General features: G+C 60.9%; 27 protein-coding genes, 1 tRNA gene and 1 pseudogene. 6 read left to right on the forward strand and 23 right to left on the reverse strand.

Annotated features, from left to right (window positions below; translation table 11 throughout):
- Positions 1 to 35: 35 nt before the first annotated feature.
- Positions 36 to 368: an FxLYD domain-containing protein gene (locus AVCA_RS16895; RefSeq protein ID WP_012702232.1), complete on the reverse strand. Its 333-nt coding sequence runs from the start codon at positions 366 to 368 to the stop codon at positions 36 to 38.
- 195 nt (positions 369 to 563) lie between these two features.
- On the opposite strand from AVCA_RS16895, the gene AVCA_RS16900 reads away from it, so the two are divergent.
- Entirely contained in the window at positions 564 to 773 is a 210-nt protein-coding gene (locus tag AVCA_RS16900) for a hypothetical protein (protein ID WP_012702233.1), read from the forward strand.
- A 105-nt stretch (positions 774 to 878) separates the two neighbouring features.
- Positions 879 to 955 (forward strand) — tRNA-Met (locus AVCA_RS16905).
- Here the strand turns inward: AVCA_RS16905 and AVCA_RS25320 are convergent.
- From AVCA_RS25320 to AVCA_RS16945, 9 genes are all read right to left on the reverse strand, one after another.
- Positions 934 to 2,496: a recombinase family protein gene (locus AVCA_RS25320; protein WP_012702234.1), complete on the reverse strand. Its 1,563-nt coding sequence runs from the start codon at positions 2,494 to 2,496 to the stop codon at positions 934 to 936. The genes AVCA_RS16905 and AVCA_RS25320 overlap by 22 nt on opposite strands.
- A gap of 206 nt (positions 2,497 to 2,702) precedes the next feature.
- Positions 2,703 to 3,170 carry a DUF2528 family protein gene (locus tag AVCA_RS16915; RefSeq protein WP_236616227.1) on the reverse strand — a complete coding sequence of 156 codons (468 nt, stop codon included), beginning with the start codon at positions 3,168 to 3,170 and terminating at the stop codon, positions 2,703 to 2,705.
- 57 nt (positions 3,171 to 3,227) lie between these two features.
- Entirely contained in the window at positions 3,228 to 3,563 is a 336-nt protein-coding gene (locus AVCA_RS16920) for a hypothetical protein (protein ID WP_012702238.1), read from the reverse strand.
- Positions 3,564 to 3,583: 20 nt separating this feature from the next.
- Positions 3,584 to 6,307: a toprim domain-containing protein gene (locus AVCA_RS16925; RefSeq protein WP_236616229.1), complete on the reverse strand. Its 2,724-nt coding sequence runs from the start codon at positions 6,305 to 6,307 to the stop codon at positions 3,584 to 3,586.
- An 8-nt stretch (positions 6,308 to 6,315) separates the two neighbouring features.
- A complete protein-coding gene (locus tag AVCA_RS16930; RefSeq protein WP_012702240.1) occupies positions 6,316 to 6,549 on the reverse strand; it encodes a hypothetical protein in 234 nt (77 codons plus the stop codon).
- 80 nt (positions 6,550 to 6,629) lie between these two features.
- Entirely contained in the window at positions 6,630 to 6,983 is a 354-nt protein-coding gene (locus AVCA_RS16935; protein ID WP_012702241.1) for a hypothetical protein, read from the reverse strand.
- Entirely contained in the window at positions 6,980 to 7,321 is a 342-nt protein-coding gene (locus AVCA_RS25325; RefSeq protein ID WP_072432515.1) for an ogr/Delta-like zinc finger family protein, read from the reverse strand. The genes AVCA_RS16935 and AVCA_RS25325 overlap by 4 nt, the downstream gene beginning before the upstream one ends.
- Before the next feature lie 10 nt (positions 7,322 to 7,331).
- Complete coding sequence (locus AVCA_RS16940; RefSeq protein ID WP_236616231.1) at positions 7,332 to 7,874, reverse strand: antA/AntB antirepressor family protein; 543 nt, start codon at positions 7,872 to 7,874, stop codon at positions 7,332 to 7,334.
- 2 nt (positions 7,875 to 7,876) lie between these two features.
- Positions 7,877 to 8,095 carry a hypothetical protein gene (locus tag AVCA_RS16945; RefSeq protein ID WP_041807357.1) on the reverse strand — a complete coding sequence of 73 codons (219 nt, stop codon included), beginning with the start codon at positions 8,093 to 8,095 and terminating at the stop codon, positions 7,877 to 7,879.
- Between the two features lie 22 nt (positions 8,096 to 8,117).
- On the opposite strand from AVCA_RS16945, the gene AVCA_RS16950 reads away from it, so the two are divergent.
- Positions 8,118 to 8,381 (forward strand): hypothetical protein, encoded by a 264-nt coding sequence (locus tag AVCA_RS16950; protein WP_012702245.1) that lies wholly within the window; start codon positions 8,118 to 8,120, stop codon positions 8,379 to 8,381.
- Positions 8,382 to 8,383: 2 nt separating this feature from the next.
- On the opposite strand, the gene AVCA_RS16955 is transcribed toward AVCA_RS16950, so the two are convergent.
- Positions 8,384 to 8,854 carry a YmfL family putative regulatory protein gene (locus tag AVCA_RS16955; protein ID WP_175555901.1) on the reverse strand — a complete coding sequence of 157 codons (471 nt, stop codon included), beginning with the start codon at positions 8,852 to 8,854 and terminating at the stop codon, positions 8,384 to 8,386.
- 29 nt (positions 8,855 to 8,883) lie between these two features.
- Positions 8,884 to 9,147 carry a helix-turn-helix domain-containing protein gene (locus tag AVCA_RS16960; RefSeq protein ID WP_012702247.1) on the reverse strand — a complete coding sequence of 88 codons (264 nt, stop codon included), beginning with the start codon at positions 9,145 to 9,147 and terminating at the stop codon, positions 8,884 to 8,886.
- An 89-nt stretch (positions 9,148 to 9,236) separates the two neighbouring features.
- On the opposite strand from AVCA_RS16960, the gene AVCA_RS16965 reads away from it, so the two are divergent.
- The 3 genes from AVCA_RS16965 (at position 9,237) to AVCA_RS25330 (ending at position 11,116) form a co-directional block, all read left to right on the forward strand.
- Positions 9,237 to 9,659: a helix-turn-helix domain-containing protein gene (locus tag AVCA_RS16965; RefSeq protein ID WP_050764391.1), complete on the forward strand. Its 423-nt coding sequence runs from the start codon at positions 9,237 to 9,239 to the stop codon at positions 9,657 to 9,659.
- 41 nt (positions 9,660 to 9,700) lie between these two features.
- Positions 9,701 to 9,964, forward strand: coding sequence for a helix-turn-helix domain-containing protein (locus AVCA_RS16970; RefSeq protein WP_236616233.1), 264 nt, complete (start codon positions 9,701 to 9,703; stop codon positions 9,962 to 9,964).
- 228 nt (positions 9,965 to 10,192) lie between these two features.
- Positions 10,193 to 11,116, forward strand: a complete 924-nt coding sequence (locus AVCA_RS25330) for a DUF2971 domain-containing protein (RefSeq protein ID WP_236616235.1) — start codon at positions 10,193 to 10,195, stop codon at positions 11,114 to 11,116.
- A gap of 127 nt (positions 11,117 to 11,243) precedes the next feature.
- On the opposite strand, the gene AVCA_RS16975 is transcribed toward AVCA_RS25330, so the two are convergent.
- The 11 genes and pseudogenes from AVCA_RS16975 to AVCA_RS25355 all read right to left on the reverse strand — a co-directional run bounded on the left by AVCA_RS16975 (position 11,244) and on the right by AVCA_RS25355 (position 19,128).
- Positions 11,244 to 11,471, reverse strand: a complete 228-nt coding sequence (locus AVCA_RS16975) for a hypothetical protein (protein WP_012702250.1) — start codon at positions 11,469 to 11,471, stop codon at positions 11,244 to 11,246.
- A gap of 27 nt (positions 11,472 to 11,498) precedes the next feature.
- Positions 11,499 to 12,425 (reverse strand): ImmA/IrrE family metallo-endopeptidase, encoded by a 927-nt coding sequence (locus AVCA_RS25335; protein ID WP_236616245.1) that lies wholly within the window; start codon positions 12,423 to 12,425, stop codon positions 11,499 to 11,501.
- Positions 12,425 to 12,736 (reverse strand): hypothetical protein, encoded by a 312-nt coding sequence (locus tag AVCA_RS25340; protein ID WP_072432517.1) that lies wholly within the window; start codon positions 12,734 to 12,736, stop codon positions 12,425 to 12,427. The genes AVCA_RS25335 and AVCA_RS25340 overlap by 1 nt, the downstream gene beginning before the upstream one ends.
- Before the next feature lie 8 nt (positions 12,737 to 12,744).
- Positions 12,745 to 12,981, reverse strand: coding sequence for a colicin E3/pyocin S6 family cytotoxin (locus AVCA_RS25345; RefSeq protein WP_072432518.1), 237 nt, complete (start codon positions 12,979 to 12,981; stop codon positions 12,745 to 12,747).
- Positions 12,982 to 13,137: 156 nt separating this feature from the next.
- Positions 13,138 to 13,349: pseudogene (locus AVCA_RS26890) on the reverse strand (phage late control D family protein); the annotation flags it as partial.
- Positions 13,350 to 13,379: 30 nt separating this feature from the next.
- Positions 13,380 to 13,829: a DUF2442 domain-containing protein gene (locus AVCA_RS16980; RefSeq protein WP_236616248.1), complete on the reverse strand. Its 450-nt coding sequence runs from the start codon at positions 13,827 to 13,829 to the stop codon at positions 13,380 to 13,382.
- Positions 13,826 to 14,056, reverse strand: a complete 231-nt coding sequence (locus AVCA_RS25350; protein WP_139239908.1) for a DUF4160 domain-containing protein — start codon at positions 14,054 to 14,056, stop codon at positions 13,826 to 13,828. The genes AVCA_RS16980 and AVCA_RS25350 overlap by 4 nt, the downstream gene beginning before the upstream one ends.
- 62 nt (positions 14,057 to 14,118) lie before the next feature.
- Complete coding sequence (locus tag AVCA_RS16985) at positions 14,119 to 15,327, reverse strand: phage late control D family protein (RefSeq protein WP_012702254.1); 1,209 nt, start codon at positions 15,325 to 15,327, stop codon at positions 14,119 to 14,121.
- Positions 15,324 to 15,767 carry a phage tail protein gene (locus AVCA_RS16990; protein WP_012702255.1) on the reverse strand — a complete coding sequence of 148 codons (444 nt, stop codon included), beginning with the start codon at positions 15,765 to 15,767 and terminating at the stop codon, positions 15,324 to 15,326. The genes AVCA_RS16985 and AVCA_RS16990 overlap by 4 nt, the downstream gene beginning before the upstream one ends.
- A gap of 6 nt (positions 15,768 to 15,773) precedes the next feature.
- Positions 15,774 to 19,010 carry a phage tail tape measure protein gene (locus AVCA_RS16995; RefSeq protein WP_012702256.1) on the reverse strand — a complete coding sequence of 1,079 codons (3,237 nt, stop codon included), beginning with the start codon at positions 19,008 to 19,010 and terminating at the stop codon, positions 15,774 to 15,776.
- Positions 19,000 to 19,128 carry a GpE family phage tail protein gene (locus tag AVCA_RS25355; protein ID WP_012702257.1) on the reverse strand — a complete coding sequence of 43 codons (129 nt, stop codon included), beginning with the start codon at positions 19,126 to 19,128 and terminating at the stop codon, positions 19,000 to 19,002. The genes AVCA_RS16995 and AVCA_RS25355 overlap by 11 nt, the downstream gene beginning before the upstream one ends.
- Position 19,129 lies beyond the last annotated feature (1 nt).

The raw sequence follows: 19,129 nt of genomic DNA on the forward strand, positions 1-19,129 counted from the left end.
GCCACTCGGAGCCGGGCCTTGGCAGTCCGGTGGACTCAGTGCGCCGCCACGTCCTTGTTGGAGGCACGCTCCGAACGGATGCCACGGACACGGAAGCCGTCGGGGCCGTTGATATCGACGGGCTGCCAGATCCGCCAGGCCTCGTCGGCGCCGATCGCTCGTATCTCGACGACGCTGCTGCCGACCACCCGACCGGCCTTGAGGATCTCAAGATCGATGGCCACGTTTTCCAGATCGAATCCCGAGACGTTCACTCCGGTGCCCTGGAGATAGGTCTTGTGACTCATGGTAATCAACTGCATGTTGCGCAACTTGATGTCACCTTCGGCCGAGGCGCCGACCGAAAACAGCAGCGCCACCAGCGCCATCTTCACTCTTGACTGCATTGAATCCCCCGAATCGGGCAACCTGACGCCCAGTCATCCGCCAATGAAAAAGTCCCAATTAAGTACCTCTCCATACTGCCCTGATTGGAGTAAAGCCCGGCGTGGATAGCATGAAATATAACTTCAGGCGAGTGCCACTGATCTAATCTCCAATGGAAGTTCTCCGGAGTAGTCATCATGACCTTCGACAAGCGTGCCTTCGACAGCCTGCTCGAACAAGCCTGGCGACATGCCGACCAGGCCGCGACGCTCAATGACCCCACACTCTATCGGGAAGCTTTCATGGCCATGTGCCAAGCCATGGCCATGCTCAGCGAGGAAGCCGAGGACTGGCGCGAGCAAGTGGCCCGGGCGACCGAGGAATACACGCGAACCGAAGGCATCTAGCGGCCGCCGTTCGCTTCACACACTAAGCAATTGAAGCAAAACCATTTTTTTAGGAGATATGGCTTGACAGAGGATTGTTTAGCTATAGAATGCCGACCACACAGACGCGGGGTGGAGCAGTCTGGTAGCTCGTCGGGCTCATAACCCGAAGGTCGTTGGTTCAAATCCAGCCCCCGCAACCATCGTTATAGCAACTGGCCCCGACTGCAATCTGCAGTGCGGGGCCAGTTGCTATGTGGCCCCAGACTTCATCGCCGCGCAGCTCGATATCCACGCGCTCGATGATCTCGGCAAGTGCCGCACGGCCCTGAACGGCGTCACGCCGCAGCGCGTCGCCCAGGTTGATAAGCAGGCGGCGGAACACCCCCCGAATGTCCGGGCTGTCGGCGTTTGCCTTGCTCATCAGCTCGATCTCCCGCATCAGCCCGGCCTGCTCCCGTTCAGCGGCCTGCAGCCTGGCAGCCAATGCCGACGACACCCCCACGACAGCGATCGCCTCCACCAGCCGGCCAACCTCGGCCGCCAGCTCGTCGACGCGCCGCTGCATCGCCGTCATCGCCGAGTCCTGGCCGGCCAGCATCGCAACCTGCTCCAGGAATGCCCGCTCGAACTCCTCGGCCGCCGCCGACGACAGCAAATCCTCGCGGACAGCCGTCACCAGGCGACGCTCGGCCAGATCCCGCCGAATGCGAAACCCGCGACACACGGTCGGCCCCCGGTCGTGGCCGACGTTGCAGCCGTAATACAACTGATTCAACGCGATCATCGGCCCGCCGCAGTATGGGCAGCGCATCAACCCACCCAGCAACGTGCCAGGAGGGCGCTGTGACCGTTTTCGGCCGAACTCGTCGCGCCCCTCGTCGATCCGATCGCGTACGCGCAGCCACAGCTCGTCCGGCACGATGCGCAGCTCGGGTACAGCCGTCTCTCGCCACTCGCTGCGAGGGCGATCGACCCGCTGCCTGCGCCCGGTATCCGGGTCTTTCAGCCACTGCGACCGATTCCAGATGTAACGCCCGACGTACAGACAATTGTTCAGCAGGCCGGAGCCCTTCACCGGGCTACCGTAGATAGCCGATAACGTCCAACTGCTGTCCCTGGGTGACGGCACCGCCCGCTCGTTGAGTTCGTAGACGATTCCCCTGAACGCCCGCCCGCTTGCCGCCTGCTCGAAGATCCAGCGCACCCAGTGAGCTTGGGCCTCGTCGATCTCGTACCTGCTGCCGCCCTCCTCCCGCATGATGCGATAGCCGTAGCATTTGCCGCCGGCGATATAGCCGCGGTCGACCTGCCCGTGCATGCCGCGCTGGGTCTTGTGGCGTAAATCGTCCAGGTACAACTCGTTGATCAGCCCGCGCACCCCGCGCATGACCTTGCGCCCAGCGTGCTGAGAGTCGTAACCGTCGGCCAAGCCGACGATACGGATGTCGCGATGCTCGAGCCGGCGCACGATACGCTCCTGCTCGACCTGGTCGCGAGACAGCCGATCCAGCCCCTCCAGCAGCAGGACATCGAAACGCCCGGCCAGGGCATCGGCCAGAAGCGCAGCACCGCCGGGGCGCGAACCCACGGCGGTGCTGCCTGAAACGGCATTGTCGGAATGAGAAAACACCACCTGCCAGCCCTCGCGCAAAGCGCGGGCCTGGCAGATGGCAACCTGGTCAGCGATCGAGGTCTCCGCCTGTTTGTCGCTGCTGTAACGTGCGTAAATCGCTACTCGCATCAAGTTGCTCAGTGATTGGATTGGATTGCCGGGCCAGCCAGTCCGCTGCCGCCTGGGCGGCAAGCAGACGAATCAGGCGCCGATGGCCCGGTGTGAGGATGGATATCGTAGGCCGTTTACCGTTCATCCGGCCGGCTCCTGCTCCATCCACTCCCGCCGCCTCCCCCACTGCCGGCGCATTTCCTCCACCAGCCGCTCGACCGTAGTCATGGCAGCCCTCTCTCGCTGGTGGCCACCTCCTTCAGCTCGACGTTGTCGAACCCGGGCACCTCGACATCCGCACCGACACAACGAATTCCGCACCACCCGAAGATCGTCTCGTCGGTGCCGCCCCAGCCCTCTTCCTCGTGCAGGTCGTCAGTCCAGGCGAGTTGCGTGCCGGTGTCCTTTTCACCGAAAAAAGCCCCACCCTGTTCGAACATCACGCGAATCAGCGTGGCGCCGGCCAGACGGATGACGGCCATCACGACATCCCCGCTCTCCTCGTCCAGCCTGTAGTCATCCCCACTCCAGAACCCATTGATCTGCTGGGCGCGCTCCTCGGTCAGGATGCCGTGGTCTACCTCGAGGGTGACCGAGTAGTCCCCACCCCATTTATCCTCCACGACATATCGCTTGATGGAACCCGATGCGCTAGCCTCTGCCGCGCCACTCGATTGTTGATGGTCTTGCATGGTCTTCTCCTTCGTAGTGGTTGGCGCCGAGGAGTAGCAGCTCCTCGGCGCCGCCTTTCATTCCTGCTCGCCGGCCTTCTTCGCCAGGGTGAGCAGATCCCAGGTTTCAGCCGCCGGCTTGTGTTCCAGCGTCACATTCCCGTCCTGGTTGAAGTGCACGTCCAGGTCTCCGAGCCGGAACCGTTTCGGCAACCGCTCGCCGATGTTTTCGGCCGCTGAAACCGCAGAGCGGTAGGCCTCCCCCAGGCGGTTTTTCAGCTCAGTGAACTTCTTCTGCTCACGGATCAAGTCCTGGTGCTCTTCCTCAAGGCGACACAGCGCCCGGCGGAATTCCAGCAGCGGGCGCGGCTTGGCTTCTGCCTGTTCAACAAGGTCTTGCCTGGTTTCTTGCATGGTCTTTCTCCTTCCGGTTTTCACGCTTTGAACACCCAGCACTTCAGCGTGGTGGGTTTGTCGAACATCGAATTCTTCGCGGCCTGGGCGGCGCGGATAGCGCTGTAGACGGCCTTGTTCTCATGCAGCAGCTTGTGGCTGCGGCAGTCCTTCAGCAGCGGGCGCAACGTCTTGAGGTCGGCGAGGTTCTGGCGGTGCTCGCTGGCCTTCTCGGCGAACTGGTTGAGGTTGATGGCGATCAACTTGGGATCGGCGGAGTGGTTGACCTGCGGGCTCTCCCCGGTCGACTCCAGGTACTCGTAGACTTCCCAGAACTCGGCCACCAGCGGGTGATCCGAATTGATTGCGGCCTGCCGCTCCAGGGCCATGGTCATCAGTTGCTGCTGGGTGACATGCAGCATCTCGTCGGTCAACGGGCAGACCAGGCGCAGGCAGTCGACCAGGGCCATCATCTGGCTGTGATTTTTGGCGATCCGCTCGTTGCGCAACTCTTTCATGCGCCTTAGGCTCGCCTCGTGTACCACCACACGCTGGGCGAATGTGGCCAGCACCTGTGTCTCCACGCGCATGGCCTTGAGCATGAAGTGGCTCAGTTCGCCGACCCGCATCAGGTTGAGCTTGTCCGCCGCCTCGCGGCTCTCGTCGGTCGCGACCAATTCGGGAAACCAGATTTTGCAGATCCGGGTGAGGATCGCCTCGGAGGCATTGACATCGGCGTTCTGGCTGATCGCGATAGTTCCACGAAACGGCGGCTCATAGGTTTCGTTGCCGGCCGTTTTCACGCCTTTGGTGCCCAGGGTGCCGCCGTCGAAAAACTCCTTCAGCTCGTCCCAGTCGAACGTCTTGGCATGGGCCTTGTCCGGCTCGTTGCGATCGGACTCCTTGAACACAATCGGCATGTTGGAGACTTGCCCCATGTGTCGCTGGCGGCCGGCCTTGGTCGATTTCTGTGCATCGAACCCTTCATAATCACGGCCGAGCAGCTTCCAGAGGAACCTCAACAGGGTCGATTTCCCCGCCCCGGGTTTGCCGGTCAGCTCCAGAAAAGGGAACGAACTGTGCTGAGTGCGGATCTGCTCGGCGAACAACGAGCCGAGCCAGAACGCCATGGCAACGACGCCTCTGTGGCGAAAACAGAGCCATAGCAGAGGCATCCAGTCCTCCCGGTATGCCTTGGCATCGCGCTGGATACTGATGCGTATCGACTTCTGCAGCGTCTTCAGCCGCAGCTTGCCGAACTCGAAAAAATCCTCGTCGTTGACCTCGCTGACAACGCCATCTCGCACGGCGATGTCGCCGAACACATAGGCTTGGTACTCCTTCGAATAGCCCACGAAATCGATGGTCTGGACGGTTTTGATATTGAACAGTTGGTCCTTCATGATCCGGTCCAACTGCTGACCGCTGCCGGTGAACACGGCGCCCGGGGCCATGTGGATCAGGCGCTTCTTGAACTCGCTGGCCGCCGAGACTTGGCCGCCGGTGAAAGTGTTCTTCACCGAACCGCCGTCATGCGGAAAGTCGATGCGTGCGTAATACCAGGCCTCGTCGGTGACCTCGTTGCGCTGGTAGTAGAGGAACTCCGGGTAGCAGTTGGCGATTTCCACCACCGCGCCGCACTGGCGCAGCGCCTTGTCGCGGCGCTGCCGGTCGTTGAGCAGCCTATCCTCGTGCCGCTCCGACTCCTCCAGCGCCTGCATGGCCTTGTGGAATTTCTCCAGGTCCATCTTGAACCAGTACAGGCGGTTCTCGAACCCGAAATGAAACTCCTGGCGCGGCGTCCACTCGTACATCAACACGCCCTTCTCCTCCGCGCTCTCGGCCAGCAGCAGAGCCCCCTGGTGGCGGGCCGCCTTGATGTCCCTTTCGCGCCGCTCGGTGCGCGCCTCCTCGTCCTTCTCGAACATCCAGCGCTGATGCAAGTCGTTCCAGTCGGTCTTCCTGCCGTCGCGTTGGGGGATCTGCGCGGCCTCGCAACGGAAGCCCAGCTCGCGGGCCTTGCGGGCGTGCTTGCGGGTGTAGGTGCGGGCAGCCGGATCGTTGTCCAGGGCCCAGACCAGCGTCGGCAGCTTGTCGCCGGCGGCCTCCCGCTGCGCTTTCAGCTCGCGCAGCCGCTCCTCCGGGTAGCCGTTGCAGCTCATCACCGACACGGCGGCGATGCCGTGGTGCAGCAGGGCGATGGCATCGAAGATGCCCTCCACCAACCACAGCTCGCCGACCTCCTGCAGGTCGACGCACGGCGGGCACCACCAGCGGCCGCGATAGCTGTAGCCGGGCTTGAAGCGCGCCTTCTGCTTGCCGAAGCGGTGCGGCTGGTCGATCAGCCGCTCCCAGTAGCCGCCGTCGCCCATGTCGAAGCGCACCGTGGCGCTGCCGGCGTTGGCCTCGCGGCTCCAGTAGTGCTCCTGGCTGAACCAACCCTCGATCAGCTCCAGGCGAAAGCCGCGGGCGAACTCCAGGTAGGCCCTGGCGCTGGCCGTCGGCTGCTGCTCGCTGGCCGGCGCGCGCTTGCTCCAGTCATCGAACAGATCGTCGAACAGGTCCTTGATGTGATACTCGGCGCCGCACCGGCTCTGCCGGCCGCAACGCAGCACCCACGGGTGTTCCGCGTGGGTGTACAGCTCCCGCTTGCCACAGGCTGGACAGGTTCCGCCGCGCATCCACTTTCGATCTCCGGAGACGGGCTTGAGGCCATACTCGGCCATCAGCCGCTGGAGTACTTGGTGATGCAAATCGTGATTCATGGTCGGCCCTACTGCGCCTGATCGAGGGCAGCCCGGAGGGCGCCAAGGGCTTTCTTCTGCGCGGCGAGGCACGGGCAGTCGTGAAGGATGGCGCCGCTTCTGGCCGCATCGGGCACCAGCCGGTAACGGTCGGCGTACCAGCGCGCCTGCAGGCCCTGACGGAACTGCTCGCGCAGGTGCAACAACAGGGCCTCGGCCTGTTTCGGCTCCAGCGACAACCGAATGACAACGGCGTTTTCCATGGATCTCTTCCAAATTTCGGGCGCACGTTTCCCGCCCCGCTGATCGAGGGGCTGGGGATTCATCAGGGGTCAGGTGGGTATCAGCGCGGCGCGGCGTCCGGCTGGAACTGCAGGCGCCGCGGCAACCGCCGCTGCGGAACGAAAGCGCTTTCGCCGGTGAGCGAGTACGCCAGACAAGCTCGCTCGGCATGGCTGCCCACCCGGGCGACGATGATCCGCCCCGGCCGCTCGGCGAGCTGGGTCATGGCCAGGTGCACGATGCGGCTGGCCATGAACAGCGGAACATCCAGGCGATTCACCAGGTGATCGCAGGTGCGCTCGTACAGGATCTGGTCGTCGCCCAGGTGTTCGGCCTGATGCTGGCGCAGGAACGCCAGCGCGCAGGCCTGCATGCGTTCCCGGTAATCCCGGGGGAGAAAGGCTGTACTGTTCATTGCTCTTCACTCTCCAATTGGTCGACCAGGTCGATCTGTCTGCTCTCGCAGCCCTTGACGTGATGGCGCCACAGGCGCAGGCGTTCTTCCTCCGGCACGACTGGCAGGTCGAGCCCGTGTTTTGGAAGCCCTGACGGACTGACAAACGCGACCCAGGTAAAGAAGCCCTTTATCTGGGCTCCGCAGCCAGCGGCCTGGCATGAGCCCACGTACTCAGTTGTAACCAGCGTGATGCGGGCCGAGTTACGGATCTTCACCGGAGACCCGCACACGGGGCACTCCTTGATGTACCCACCTCCCGAATTCGGGATGCGGCCATTTGCGTTCGGCTTGCGCATGTCAGTCCTTTCAGCCCTGCGCCGGGAACAGGTCACCGTTTTCAGGCTTGCTGCGCCCCACGCTTTCGAGCGAAGGCGCTGGAATGGCCAGTAGATGGCAGTGCTGGCAGAGCTGTGCATAGAGGGTCTGGCGGATGGCCGGGGAAGTTTCCGCCTTGAGCAGCGCGAGCAGCCTGGGCACCTGCCGGTGGATGGCGAGCTGCTGGCCGACGCTGAGGTAAGTCGCCCCCCGGCTCTCGCGCGCCTCGCGCTCCATGGCGATGAAGTAGCGGCGGATCTGCCGGCCCTTCTCGTTGTTCTCGACCATGGCCAGTTCCTTGGCCATGTCGAGAGTGAGGTGGTAGTCCTGAGAAGGCCTACCGCCAGCACTTTTACTCAAGACTGAGTAAAAGTCTTCGCCTTCTATAAAGCCATATTGCTCGATTCGGCGACCGATCCAGTCGTTAAAGCGAGTTTGCACTTCGAGGAATGCATGCAGCTCTTGGGCATCACACAGTTGCTGATTGCGGCCGTCAAGTTCGCCGTTGAAGACGGGAATGAGTTGCTGCGTCATGGTCATTCCCCCGCCGCAGTGGTTTTAACAAACAAACGGCCGGCCCTGGCTGAGTGCTCGGCCCTCTCGAACAGGGCCGCAAGGGAGCTGTAGTCTTGGCTCTTGCGCGCCCGCTTCACGGCATGTTTGAGATCGATCAGGTCATGCTTCAGGTTCAGCACATGCTGGAAAGCCTGTAAGTGCCTGTCTTCATGGGGCTGGGCGTGCTTATCAACCGACATGGAATACCTCGGAGCGTGATGAATGGCGATTTACCGAAAAGGGCTCATTGGCAAGCGCCTGAACGAGCTGGAAACCTTCTACTTGGGGTTGCGGGAAGCGCTGCAGGGGCGAGAGCCCGATGCGTTCTTCGCTAAGGCCTACGGCGAAACCGAAGAGGACTTCGTGAGGGACCACACCGACATCGATCTCAACGACGTGCTGGTGCGCCTCGAACACTTCAAAGCGGAAATCACCGCCATCAAGTTGCTGAAAGGGGCGCACGTGAAGCCCAAGCGGCAGTGGTAGCGTCATCGCCTAACCTCGCTGTGCAGAACGATCACCGCATGCACCTCGGCATGCCGGGCAGCGATGTGCTTGCGATGGGCGGCCAGGATGGTTTCCACCTCCCGCTCGTCGATCACCCCATCCTCCAGCGCCTCGGCGATGATCTGGTCCACCCGGCCACGCTTGACGGCGGTCTTCACCGAGCGGCTGTAGAGGTCCAGGTTGTCCAACTCGCTCGGGTCGGCGATCGGCACGAACACGCCGCCGTACATGGCGGCCATGTAGTCCGGCAGATAGGTGGTGCCGCTTTCCGCTTCCAGCAGGTGCAGTTGCTCGTCGCTGAGCGGACGGCTGCCCTTGCTCTCGTACAAGTGGTTGTCGAACTTCTTCAGCGGCATGCCCAGCCGCGCAGCGGCGCATTCGCGTCCACCCGGGTAGCCGCAGACGATGGCGCTGGCCACCTGCCGCCTCGTTTCCAATAGCGTGCGTTTCAATTTCTGGTTCTCTCGTTCCCGATGGGCACTTACCGTTGCGGCGTTGTCGAAGGGGCTGGCCGCCGATCGTCTTCCGCCTCGCCAAGGATTCCGGGAATCACCTCGCCCCCGATCTCCAGCGAAAGCTCGCGCAGGATGCGAAAGGTCAGCCGGCCACGCGGCAGACTTTCGCTCTCGGCCCAGCGTTCCACCGCCTGGGTAACAGTGCGCGGCTCATAGCCGTGGCTCAGGGCGAACTGACGGAAGTTGCTGCCACGCTCGATCAGGCGTGCATGGATCTGGCGTTTGTTCATGGCCTGACTGTACCCATGTGGATAAAATGTACCTAAGCAGGTGCAATACTAGACACCAAATCGAGTATGTCAATAGGTGGCACACAAAAATGAGTGCAAGCAAGCGTCTGCGTGCAGTTCTTGATCTGCGTGGTCTAAGCATCAAGGATGCTGCTGAACTCTGCGAGATTCCTTACAGAACGCTACAGAATTATCTGTTGGATGAGCGAGATCCGAATGCGAAGTCGCTTGTGGCAATAGGCACTAAATTGGGTATATCCATCGACTGGCTTCTGACGGGAGACGGACCTATGCAGCGTGGAGAGGAGGTTTCGACACCTACGCAACAGGCTTCTATTTCCTCTGAGATCAGCCCACGCGAGCAAGCCATCCTTGAGCTGTTCCGCGCCCTGGACGAGGACGCCCAGCGAGAGATACAGGACGCTGCTGCGGAAAAAAAACGGCTGAGGGACCTCGAGCAGCGCTTCGAGGAGCTAGCTGCGGCTTTTGCTGACATCAAAAGGCCGGCATAATCTGTTCCTATTGAGAACTTATCGGGCAGACATGGATGTCCATGGCCACCTCTTCCTATTCCCCTGCTTCTGAATCCTCTCCCCTAGACCAACGCCACTACGGCCAGCGCATTGCCGAAGAACGGGAGCGCCTGGGATTCACTCAAGCTGAATTCGCTACCCTGCTGGGGATCGGCATTAAAAAAGGGCGTGCCATCGAGCAAGGTAGTCAGCGGCCATTGACCACACAACTGATGCCCTATCTGGCGCTGCAGAGGGTGGATATGAACTACGTATTGATTGGCAAACGGATCCAAAGAGATTGACGACATGGACCTACATGACGAGTTTAAAAACAGCTACTACTTCAACAAAACTAGAAAGCCTCCTGCCTTATTGCGCCAGAGCAACTAAGACCCTTAGCCAAGCAAGTGAAGAGTTGCGTATGGATGTGTATTTATTTTAGTTTTCTCCTCATAGCCATTGGCCGACGATCATGAGTTTAAGAGCGCTTTCATAGTTGCTAGGCGAGATAAATTTTTAGGATCAAAAGTATGCCGCTCATTAGGAAACATCCTGTCTTTCATCCTCCTATTAGTAAGCAATCACTTCTTTGGCGCTATATGGGGCTGCCTAAATTCCTCTCATTGTTACAGCCAAAATCGTTGTTCTTTTACAATCTTGAGTTAATGGCTCAAGGCGACCCTTTTGAAGGAACTTTACCATCATCACGTTTTCTCCATCGCTCATGGAATGCAGTGGAAGATGTTCCCAGCGAGCTAAAAGGCCGTCTCTCCGGCTTTCTAAAACGCGGCGAAACAGACCTTTCTATCGGCCTTAATCGAATGAAAGAGCTTGCTGAACTTCGTATACGGCAAGCCTTTGCAATGCGACGTGCTTATTTTATAAATTGCTGGCACATGAACGACCATGAGTCAGCAGCAATGTGGGATATTTATTCGAAGCGAAATGAAGGCATTGCTATTGTTTCCTGCGAGGAGCGTTTAGAAGGCGCCTTAGAAAACTGCTCACTTGATATATATGGCGGCAAAGTCATTTATGGGAATTATTCTAGCGAGAAATTTGTTATTGATGAAAATAGCGCCTTCACTCCAATCATCCATAAAAGAATGAGCTTCGAGTATGAAAAAGAGTTCAGACTTGCGTATTGCGATACATCAGTAACCCACAAAGAAATCAAGTCTGAAAAAGGCTTCTTTAATATTGATGGAGATCTCATTCCAGACATAACTCCGAACGGGGTTGTTACCAGAGGTCGCTCAGAAGACGAGATTGAGGCAATAACTCCCACTCCAGGAGTAAATGTTAACTGCGATTTAAATATACTGATTAATAAAATATATATTTCTCCGCTGGCTGAGCAATGGTTCTATGATATAGTCGCCTCAGCTTGCAGTACATATGGAATTACTGCGCCAGTTGAGAAGTCAGAAATATTTTCTGAGCCAATGCGCTGAATATATGGCTTGTATAGGGTGCATTAGGATCTATCTATACCGTTTGCACCCTCTTCCACTCCCGCTCCACCGAGTGCTCTGCCGCAGCCTTGCTCGTGTAAAGCGGCGTCAGACGCTTGGGCCGGGTCTAGTCGTCAGCGGTGACCCTACTCTCCTTGCCCGTCTTCTCGTCCCAGTACCAGGCCAGCACGCCGGTGTAGTCGCCGACCTCCTCCGCCAAGTCGAGGACCTCCTCACCGTCCGGCAGCTTGGACTCCAGTTCCAGGCTGGTGGTGTAGGCGTCGGCCGTGAAGCTGTGGGCGACATGGGCACCCAACCAGATGATGGCGGCGATCTTGTCCTTGATGCCGGTCAAGGTGTAGACAGCATCTCTCGCTGATACCTAAGAGCGCTGCTTCATGTCTTTCACTCGCTTGATTACATATTGTTCAAAGAGTGGATGATTTAAGACTGACCCTAAATCATCATGACTGGCAAAAGCACGAAGAATAGCACCACATATTTCCGACTCACTACTCCCTCTACTCTTATTATAGGCAGCAGCCAGAACCCCATTAATTCTCTGTAGAGAATGCTCCATCCCTGTACTGCCGAGAATTTCGGTATACACTTCACGCCATGGCCTTTGGTCAACCTCTTGAATCTCTCGACCAATAAATATCCAGCTCAGATAAATATTGTCATCGATAACAAAAGTTTCAAACTTGTTATCATTTCCAAAAACCTCTCGCGTAATAGGGCCATTTTGCAAAGATCGGTATGGCGCAGAAAAAGATCGCTGACAGCTCAATAAGTTCCAATCATGATCTACATGAACGCAGACAACAGGAGATGGCAATGGCTTGAAAAGCTTGTAGAATGTCGCCTCTTTCGAAGCCCCTACTGTATCAAGTACCGACCTGAAATACGCCTCCACAGTTTCAGATTTCTGAAACATATCAACGAGCCAGCTCGTTGGCATAAGTAGCTCTGCAGCAAATCTGTTAGCTTCTGCCTCCATCTGCAGATATGCAGAGCTTACTTCACCTGAATCTATATGCGAAACAATAGTACCAGTATGCCAAGGGATAACAATATGACCAATCTCATGTGCTAAAGTAAATTTTTTACGCGTGACAGAAATAGAGTCATTGATCAATATTTTCGGCTTACTTTTACCACCAATACCAACTGTGATTCCATCGACACCAAATGGAATATCGAGAAACTCCAACTCACCATAGTGAGCCGCCAACAACTCCAAATCGAAGGGAGGCCTCAAGCCACGAATAGCCAAAACACGGTTGGCCATTTTTTCCTCAGGAGTCACTATATTTTTCCCTTTTCACGTAACCACGCATCAATTCGAGCAGCCTCGCCTGGTGAGCGGGCTCTAGCTGCCATAGCGTATCGATCCTGTTCCATTTCCTGCTCCAAAGAAATCCTGTTCTTACGAGCAGTCAAAATGAAAGGCAAAATGGAAGGCGTCGTAGCCCACAGCTGGTACTCACTCCAATTCATACCCAAATAATCATGAAGCTCTACATCCACACCGTCGCGGCCTTCATGCCAAGCCTCGACAAACTGGTCGATTTCTTCTTCTAGCACGTCGCCTTTTAGGCAAAGCTCAATAAAACTCATATGGCACCTCAGTTCGGGTTAATCCTACGGCCGCGAACGGCTGGTTTTAGCGTAATCCCGGTAGTAGGACAGACCGAGCCCAAGTGAAAACCACGCCGATTAAATACTTCAAACTCTCCATGAAGTGAATCCCATGAGTAGTACAGCTGCTCTTCAGGATCGAAGTAATATTTCCTATTTCCCTCTACAAACGAAACTTTGAAACCACTGACGATCGAAGGATCAGGCTTCGGTATACCACCCATCCAAAATTCCTTATCGTTACATCTGTATCCTGGCAAACCTGCCTAATGGTATGAGTATACGCTATCATCCCCCCCACTGCCTGGGCCTCCAAACCCATATATAAAAGAAGAACCCTGGGCGCTCTCTTCATGCTTGCTTCGCCTGCAGTAGTCGGTCGTCTCCTCGGCCAAATCCAAGATCTCGGCCGCGTCCGGCAGTTTGGATTCCAGCTCTAGGCTGGTGTTGTAGGCGCAGCCGTGAAACTGTGGGCAAAATGGGCGCCCAGCCAAATGATGGCAGCGATCTCGTCCTTGATGCCGGTCAGGGTGTAGGTCAGCTCGGGGATTAGGTCCGGCCGGCCCCCGGCCAGGATATAACTGAAGGCAGACCCCGGCCCTGAGCCAGGGTTTTCTTCAGGTCAAGCGGCTCTGTGCTGCTCGACTTCCCAGCCCAGCAAGGCCAGGGCCACGGTACGCGGTACCGGCTTGGCGCCGCTGCGGTAGTAGGCGAGCATGCGGCGGCTCAGCCCCAGGGCCTCGGCGGCGCCATCCAGGCTCAGCTTGTGCCGGGCCATCCAATTCCAGATCAGCTCGTGCGAGTAGCCGCCGGCTTGTTCCACGGCGCGGGCGCGCAGGTTGTCGGCGGCCAGCTCCAGGGCGTCATCGTTGTTCCAGACCACGCTGCCGCCCCATTCGCCGACTGCCGCGGTGGCGAACACCGCCGGATCGGCCAGAGGGGCCAAGGTGGGATGACGGGCGATGGTGTCGGCCAGGTCGACCGTCAGTCGTGCGCCATCGGCGTAGTCCAGGTGCAGGGTGGAAGGCGCTACGACTTCGACGCCGGTCAGGGTGAAATGGCGGTTGCTCATGGATTCAGTTCCTCCCATTTGGCGCTCAACAGCGCTTGATTCTCGGCGGCCCAGGCCAGGGCTGCCGCCAGTTCGCGGCGGGCGATGCGACCGGACAGCACGGACAGGCTGGCGATTTCCACCAGGGTTTCGCGACCGTCCTGCATGCGTACGTGGAAGTGTGGCGGCAGGTGGTCCCCCGCGTAGAGGGTGATAGTGCAGGTCGGTAGGCGTTTGATCGTTGGCATGGGCGCAGTATGAGTGCAATGGCTGCATGGTGCAACCATTGCACTTTACTGAAGCGGCAACCTCAAACGCCCGACCGGGCCGCCTGCATCTTCTTCCACTCCTTCTCCACCGCCCGCTCCGCACTGCTCTTGCTGGCGTAGAGGTGCGTCAGCCGCCTGGGTCGGGTCTGGTCGCCAGCCGTGACCCTGTGCTGCTTGCCGGTCTTCTCGTCCCGGTACCAGGCGAGCACGCCGGTGTAGTCGCCGACCTCCTCCGCCAGGTCGAGCACTTCATCGCCGTCCGGCAGCTTGGACTCCAGTTCCAGGCTGGTGGTGTAGGCGTCGGCCGTGACGCTGTGCGCCACATGCGAGCCCAGCCAGGTGATGGCGGCGATCTCATCCTTGATGCCGCTCAGGCTGTAGGTCAGCTCGGGGATCAGGTCCGGCCGGCCCCTGGCCAGGGTGTAGCTGAGGGTCGCCGTGCCGCGCTGCAGGCGGCTCCACTCGCCCCGGGCGGCGTTCAGGGCGCTGGTCTGGTCGGTGTAGACGTGGCGCAGGTCCTTGAGATTGTCCTTTTCGCCGGCGATCGCCTCCTTCTTCTCGGCCGAGTTGACGTCGTAGTAGTAGGCGCGCACGCCGCTGTAGCTGTCGCGGTCGGCCTGCAGGAAGCGGTGCTGGTCGCCATCGGCGCGGGTCAGGGTGATGTGCGGTAGCGGCAGGCCGCTGGCGGTGGCGCTCTTGCCCGCCGACATGAATAGCAGCCGACCGGCCTTCACGGTGGCGATGGCGTCGTGCTGCTCGCCCAGGCGGGCCAGCAGGTTGGCGTCGCTCTCGTTGGCCTGGTCCAGGTGGGCCAGCGGGATCTGCGCGAGGCCCGGCGCGATGACGGCTGTGAGGCCGTTGCTGGTGGCGATGGCCTTGATGACGTCGCCCAGGGCCTTCTGGTCCCAGCTCCTTTCCCGCTTGGTCTTCAGCCCCTCGCGCAGATCGGCCGAGCGGGCGCGGATCGACAGCACGTCCGGGGCGCCGCTGTGCTCGGTTTCGTCCACCGTATATGAGCCCTTGTCGACCAGCCCGCTGTCGCTCCAGCCCAGCCAGAGCCGCACGGTAGCGCCACGCGGCGGGATGGCGAGCAGGCCGTCGTGGTCGCTGAGCTGGATGTCCAGAGTGTCCGCCTCGAGGCCGCGGTTGTCGGTGAGGCTGATGGCGATCAGGCGCGGGCTGATGGCCGCGGTGATGTCGCGGCCGTCCACCACCACGCGGCAGATCGGGTACGGGTAGGCGTCGGTCATAGCAGCTCCTCGAGGAGCTGATTGGCTGCCGTGCTGACCAGCGTTCCGAGCAGGTCGATCCGGTCGTCGTCCACGCGCTTGAGCACCAGGCTGAACTCGATGCGCCGGGCAGTGCCGTCGCTGAAAAACAGGCTGCGCGTCTCGCTCAGGCTCTCGATGACCCACAGCCCGTAGAGCCGCCCGGTACCCTCGACCAGGACCCAAGCGCGGCCGGTGTCGGCCATCTCGCGCACCTCGTCGAGGCTGGGGATGCCGCCGGTTAGCTCGGGCAGCAGCACGCCCGGCAGGGTGATGCTGTCGTCACCCGGCCCCAAGAACTGCCGCGCCGGGCGGACGCCGATGCGGCTGGTCGAGCCATGCCGCCAGTCTGTCTGGCGCTGGAACTCTTGGTAGGCCAGGGTCGACAGGGAAAAAACGAATTGCCCGAGGGCCATCATCATGCTGGGTCACTCCTGATCGTGCAGGCGGGAGCGCACGCGGGCGGCCTTGGCCCGCTCGCGCTCGTCGAGGATGCGGTTGATCTGTTGCGCCAGGTCGGCCGGGTTGCCGCCGGCACCAACCTGGAGGTTGATCGTGATGGTGTCGCCCTGGACGACGATGGGCGCCGCACCGCCAGCGGCCAGCGGCGGGCGGTTGTCGATCGCCAGCGCACCGCCGGCCGCGCCCAGGCCCACGGTGAGCGCGCCGGCCTGGGTGAGCTGCCGACTCAGATCGGCGATGGCGCCGAGCGGCCCGCCCTGCCCCTTCAGCAGGCCCTGTTCGAGGCCCTGCATCGTGTAGTTGCCCAACTGGGCCCATACGCGGCTCGGGCTGTGGATCTCCTGATCCTTCGAGAACAAGCCGGTGATGCTGCTGCCAATACCACCGATAACACCGAGGACGGTATTCTTCATGCTGAGAATGCCGTTGATCAGCCCTTTCACAATGTCGACCCCGAAGCCGAACATCTTGCCGGCGATGGCTGTCAGGGAGTTGACCAGCCCGGCCAGCCAGAGGCCGAAGGCCTGGCCCCGGCTGGTGGCATTCTGGAGTTCGGTGGCCGTCGCCTGGAACGGGGCGAACAGCCGGCTGACCCACTGCCACGCGGCCGACATGGCTCCGGCGATACCGTCCCAGAGCGGCTTGAGCGGCGCCAAGGCGCTCCCCAGCGCCGCGAAGGCCGGGGCCAGCGGTTCGAGCCCCTGGGTGAAGCCTTGCCAGAAGCCGCCGAAAAAGGCCTTGACCGGCTGCCAATACTTGAGCAAGGCCATGCCGGCCAGGGCCAGCGCCGAGATAGTCAAGCCGATGGGGTTGAGCAGCAGGGCACGTCCCGCGAACACGATGGCCTGCCCGAACAGACGCAAGGCGCCGGCGGCACCGCCGAGCACGGCGGAGAAGCCGCCGCGCAGCACCGCCAGCAGGCCACCGGCCCCCGCCTTGATGCCGTTCCAACTGGCGCCGAGCAAGCCGTTGACGCGGATATTCATCCACGCCGCGAGCGCGGCCTCGCGCAGTCCCTTGATCACCCACCGCAAGGGCGCGGTGGCGAATGCCAGGGCGGAGCTGCCGGCCGCCCGGAAACTGCCGACCAGGGCGCTACCGGCGCTGGCCACCCAGGCCTTGGCCGCGCTGGCGGCGGCCTTGAGGCGTCCCGGTAGCGCGGTGAGGACGGTCCCGAGCGAGGCGGCTTGCCAGGCCGCGCCCAGCCCCGACAGGCTGGTCGAAAGTCCTCCCAGGGCCTTGCCCAACAGCCCCGTGCTCGCCATGGCGCTACCGGCCTGGATGCCGAAGACGCTGAGGCCGAGCTTGGCCATGGCGAACGGCCCGATCAACCCGGCCATGCCGATGGCCAGCGCACCACCAGCCGCCGCCAGAGCCCCGATGCCTGCTGTCACCTTGACCAGCGTCCCGGCCAGTTGCGGATTTTCCCGCGCCCAGGCGCCAATGCCACTGGCGACGTTGCCGAGCCACTGGATCAAGCCCTTCAGTTCCGGAGCCACGGCTGCGCCGAACTCAGCCATGGCGTTGGTCCAACTGCCTTGGGCTGCGTCGATGACATTGGTCAGGGTCTTGAGCTGGTCGTCGACGCGCTTGCGCAGGTCGGCCTGGGCCTTCATCTTGGCCTCGACTTCGCGGTAGCCATCCAGGCCCTTGTCAATCAAGGTATTGAGCACCTGCAGGTTCTGCGAGTCGTCGCCGAATATCTCGCTGATGACGGCGGTGCGCTTTTCCGTGGTCAGCTTCTGGAGCTTCTGCAACTGGGCGAACAGCTTCTCCAGTCCGCCGAACTCGCCTTTTCCGTCCGTGAAGTCGAGGCTGATGCCGAGCTTCTTCAGCATCTTGTTGGCCTTGGCAACCTTGTCAGTCTTGAATCCAGACTGGAACACGTTGCGCAGGGCGTTGCCGGCCGACTCTCCGGACATACCGGCCTGATCCATCATGACCAGTAGCGGGGCCAGGGTGTTGGCTGCCTCCAGCCCACTTTTGCGGATCATCGACAGCGCTGGCGAGATCGAGGCGAACCCTTGGAGCATGTTGGTCGGATCGACGCCGAGATAGAAGGTGCGCTGGATCGTGTCCATCAGCCCCATCATGTCAGCCTCAGTCGTGCGCGTGGAGTCCTGCATCTTGGCCGCGAACTCGGCCGCCTCGCTGCTGCCCATCTTGAGCTGGACCGCCAGGTAGGCCGCCGCCTCGCCGGTACCGCCGAGGATCGACTGTGCGCTGATGCCCTGCCGGCGCAACATGGTCATCATTTCCTGGAACTGCGCGGTGGTCCCGGGCAGGCGGTCGCCCAAGCGGGTGGCCAAGGCGCTGATCTTTTCGAAGTCCGCCGAGACGCTGCCATCGGCACCCATCATCGAAGCGCGCAACTGGGCTGCGGCGTCCTCGGCTGGCGCGTAGGCGTCCATCACGGCAGACAGCGGGCGGGACAGCGCGTAGCCGTTCGCCAAGCTGGCAGCCCCGCCGATGGCGATCTTGCCGGCCACGGCCTGGGCGCGTTCGTAGCTCTTCTGTGCCTTGGTCAGCCGCTCCTGCTGCGCGGTGACGGCAGCGAGCCGGGCTTTCTGCGCCTCGAGCACGGCGTTGAGGCGTTCCTGTTCGCCGCGCAGTTGCCGGGCCCGACTGCCCAGGCGCTCCGTCCCGATGCCGGCCTCGTCGAGCCGCCGCTTGTAGCCGGCCAGACGTTCCTGGCTGTTCTGCTGCTGGCTGCCGAGTTGGGCAAGCTGACTGTCAGCCTGGCGAATACGGTCCTTGTAGGTCTTGATCGTGCTGGACGAGCGGTTGAAGGCCTGCTGGGCGGATTGCAGCTTGATCTGGGCCTTCTCCAGCTCGAAGTGGAAGCTGGCCGTCTCGCCCTTGCCCTCGATCAGTGCCTTGGCCAGCTTGTTGTACTGCGTCTGGGCCGCCTTCAGGTTGCCCTTGAGGTTGACATGCACGGCCCGCTGCTTTTCCAGCAGTTGGGTGTGCTCGCGGGTCCTGGCCTGCAGTGCCTGGATAGCCTTGGTCTGCCGGGCGATCTCGACATTCGTCTGGCGATAGCCGCTCAAGTCGCGCTGCTGCTGATTCAAGGCCTTGAGCTGGTCCTGGCTGGCCTTCATCGCCTGGGCCAGGGCGCCGCTACCCTGGACGATGCGGCGCAACGGCGCGGTGATCCGGTCTATCGCGCTCAGGCGGACTTGCAAACTCAGATCACGCGCCATGTTTCTGCCCTGTCTCGCTACGCTGGCGGGCGCGTTCGCGCCACTCCATCAGTTCGGTGAGGCTCAGCGGGTCCAGGTCCGCCGGCGCCCAGTGGAAAACCACCGCGATGTCCGCCATG

The sequence above is a fragment of the Azotobacter vinelandii CA genome (genome assembly GCF_000380335.1).
GTDB classification, from domain to species: domain Bacteria; phylum Pseudomonadota; class Gammaproteobacteria; order Pseudomonadales; family Pseudomonadaceae; genus Azotobacter; species Azotobacter vinelandii.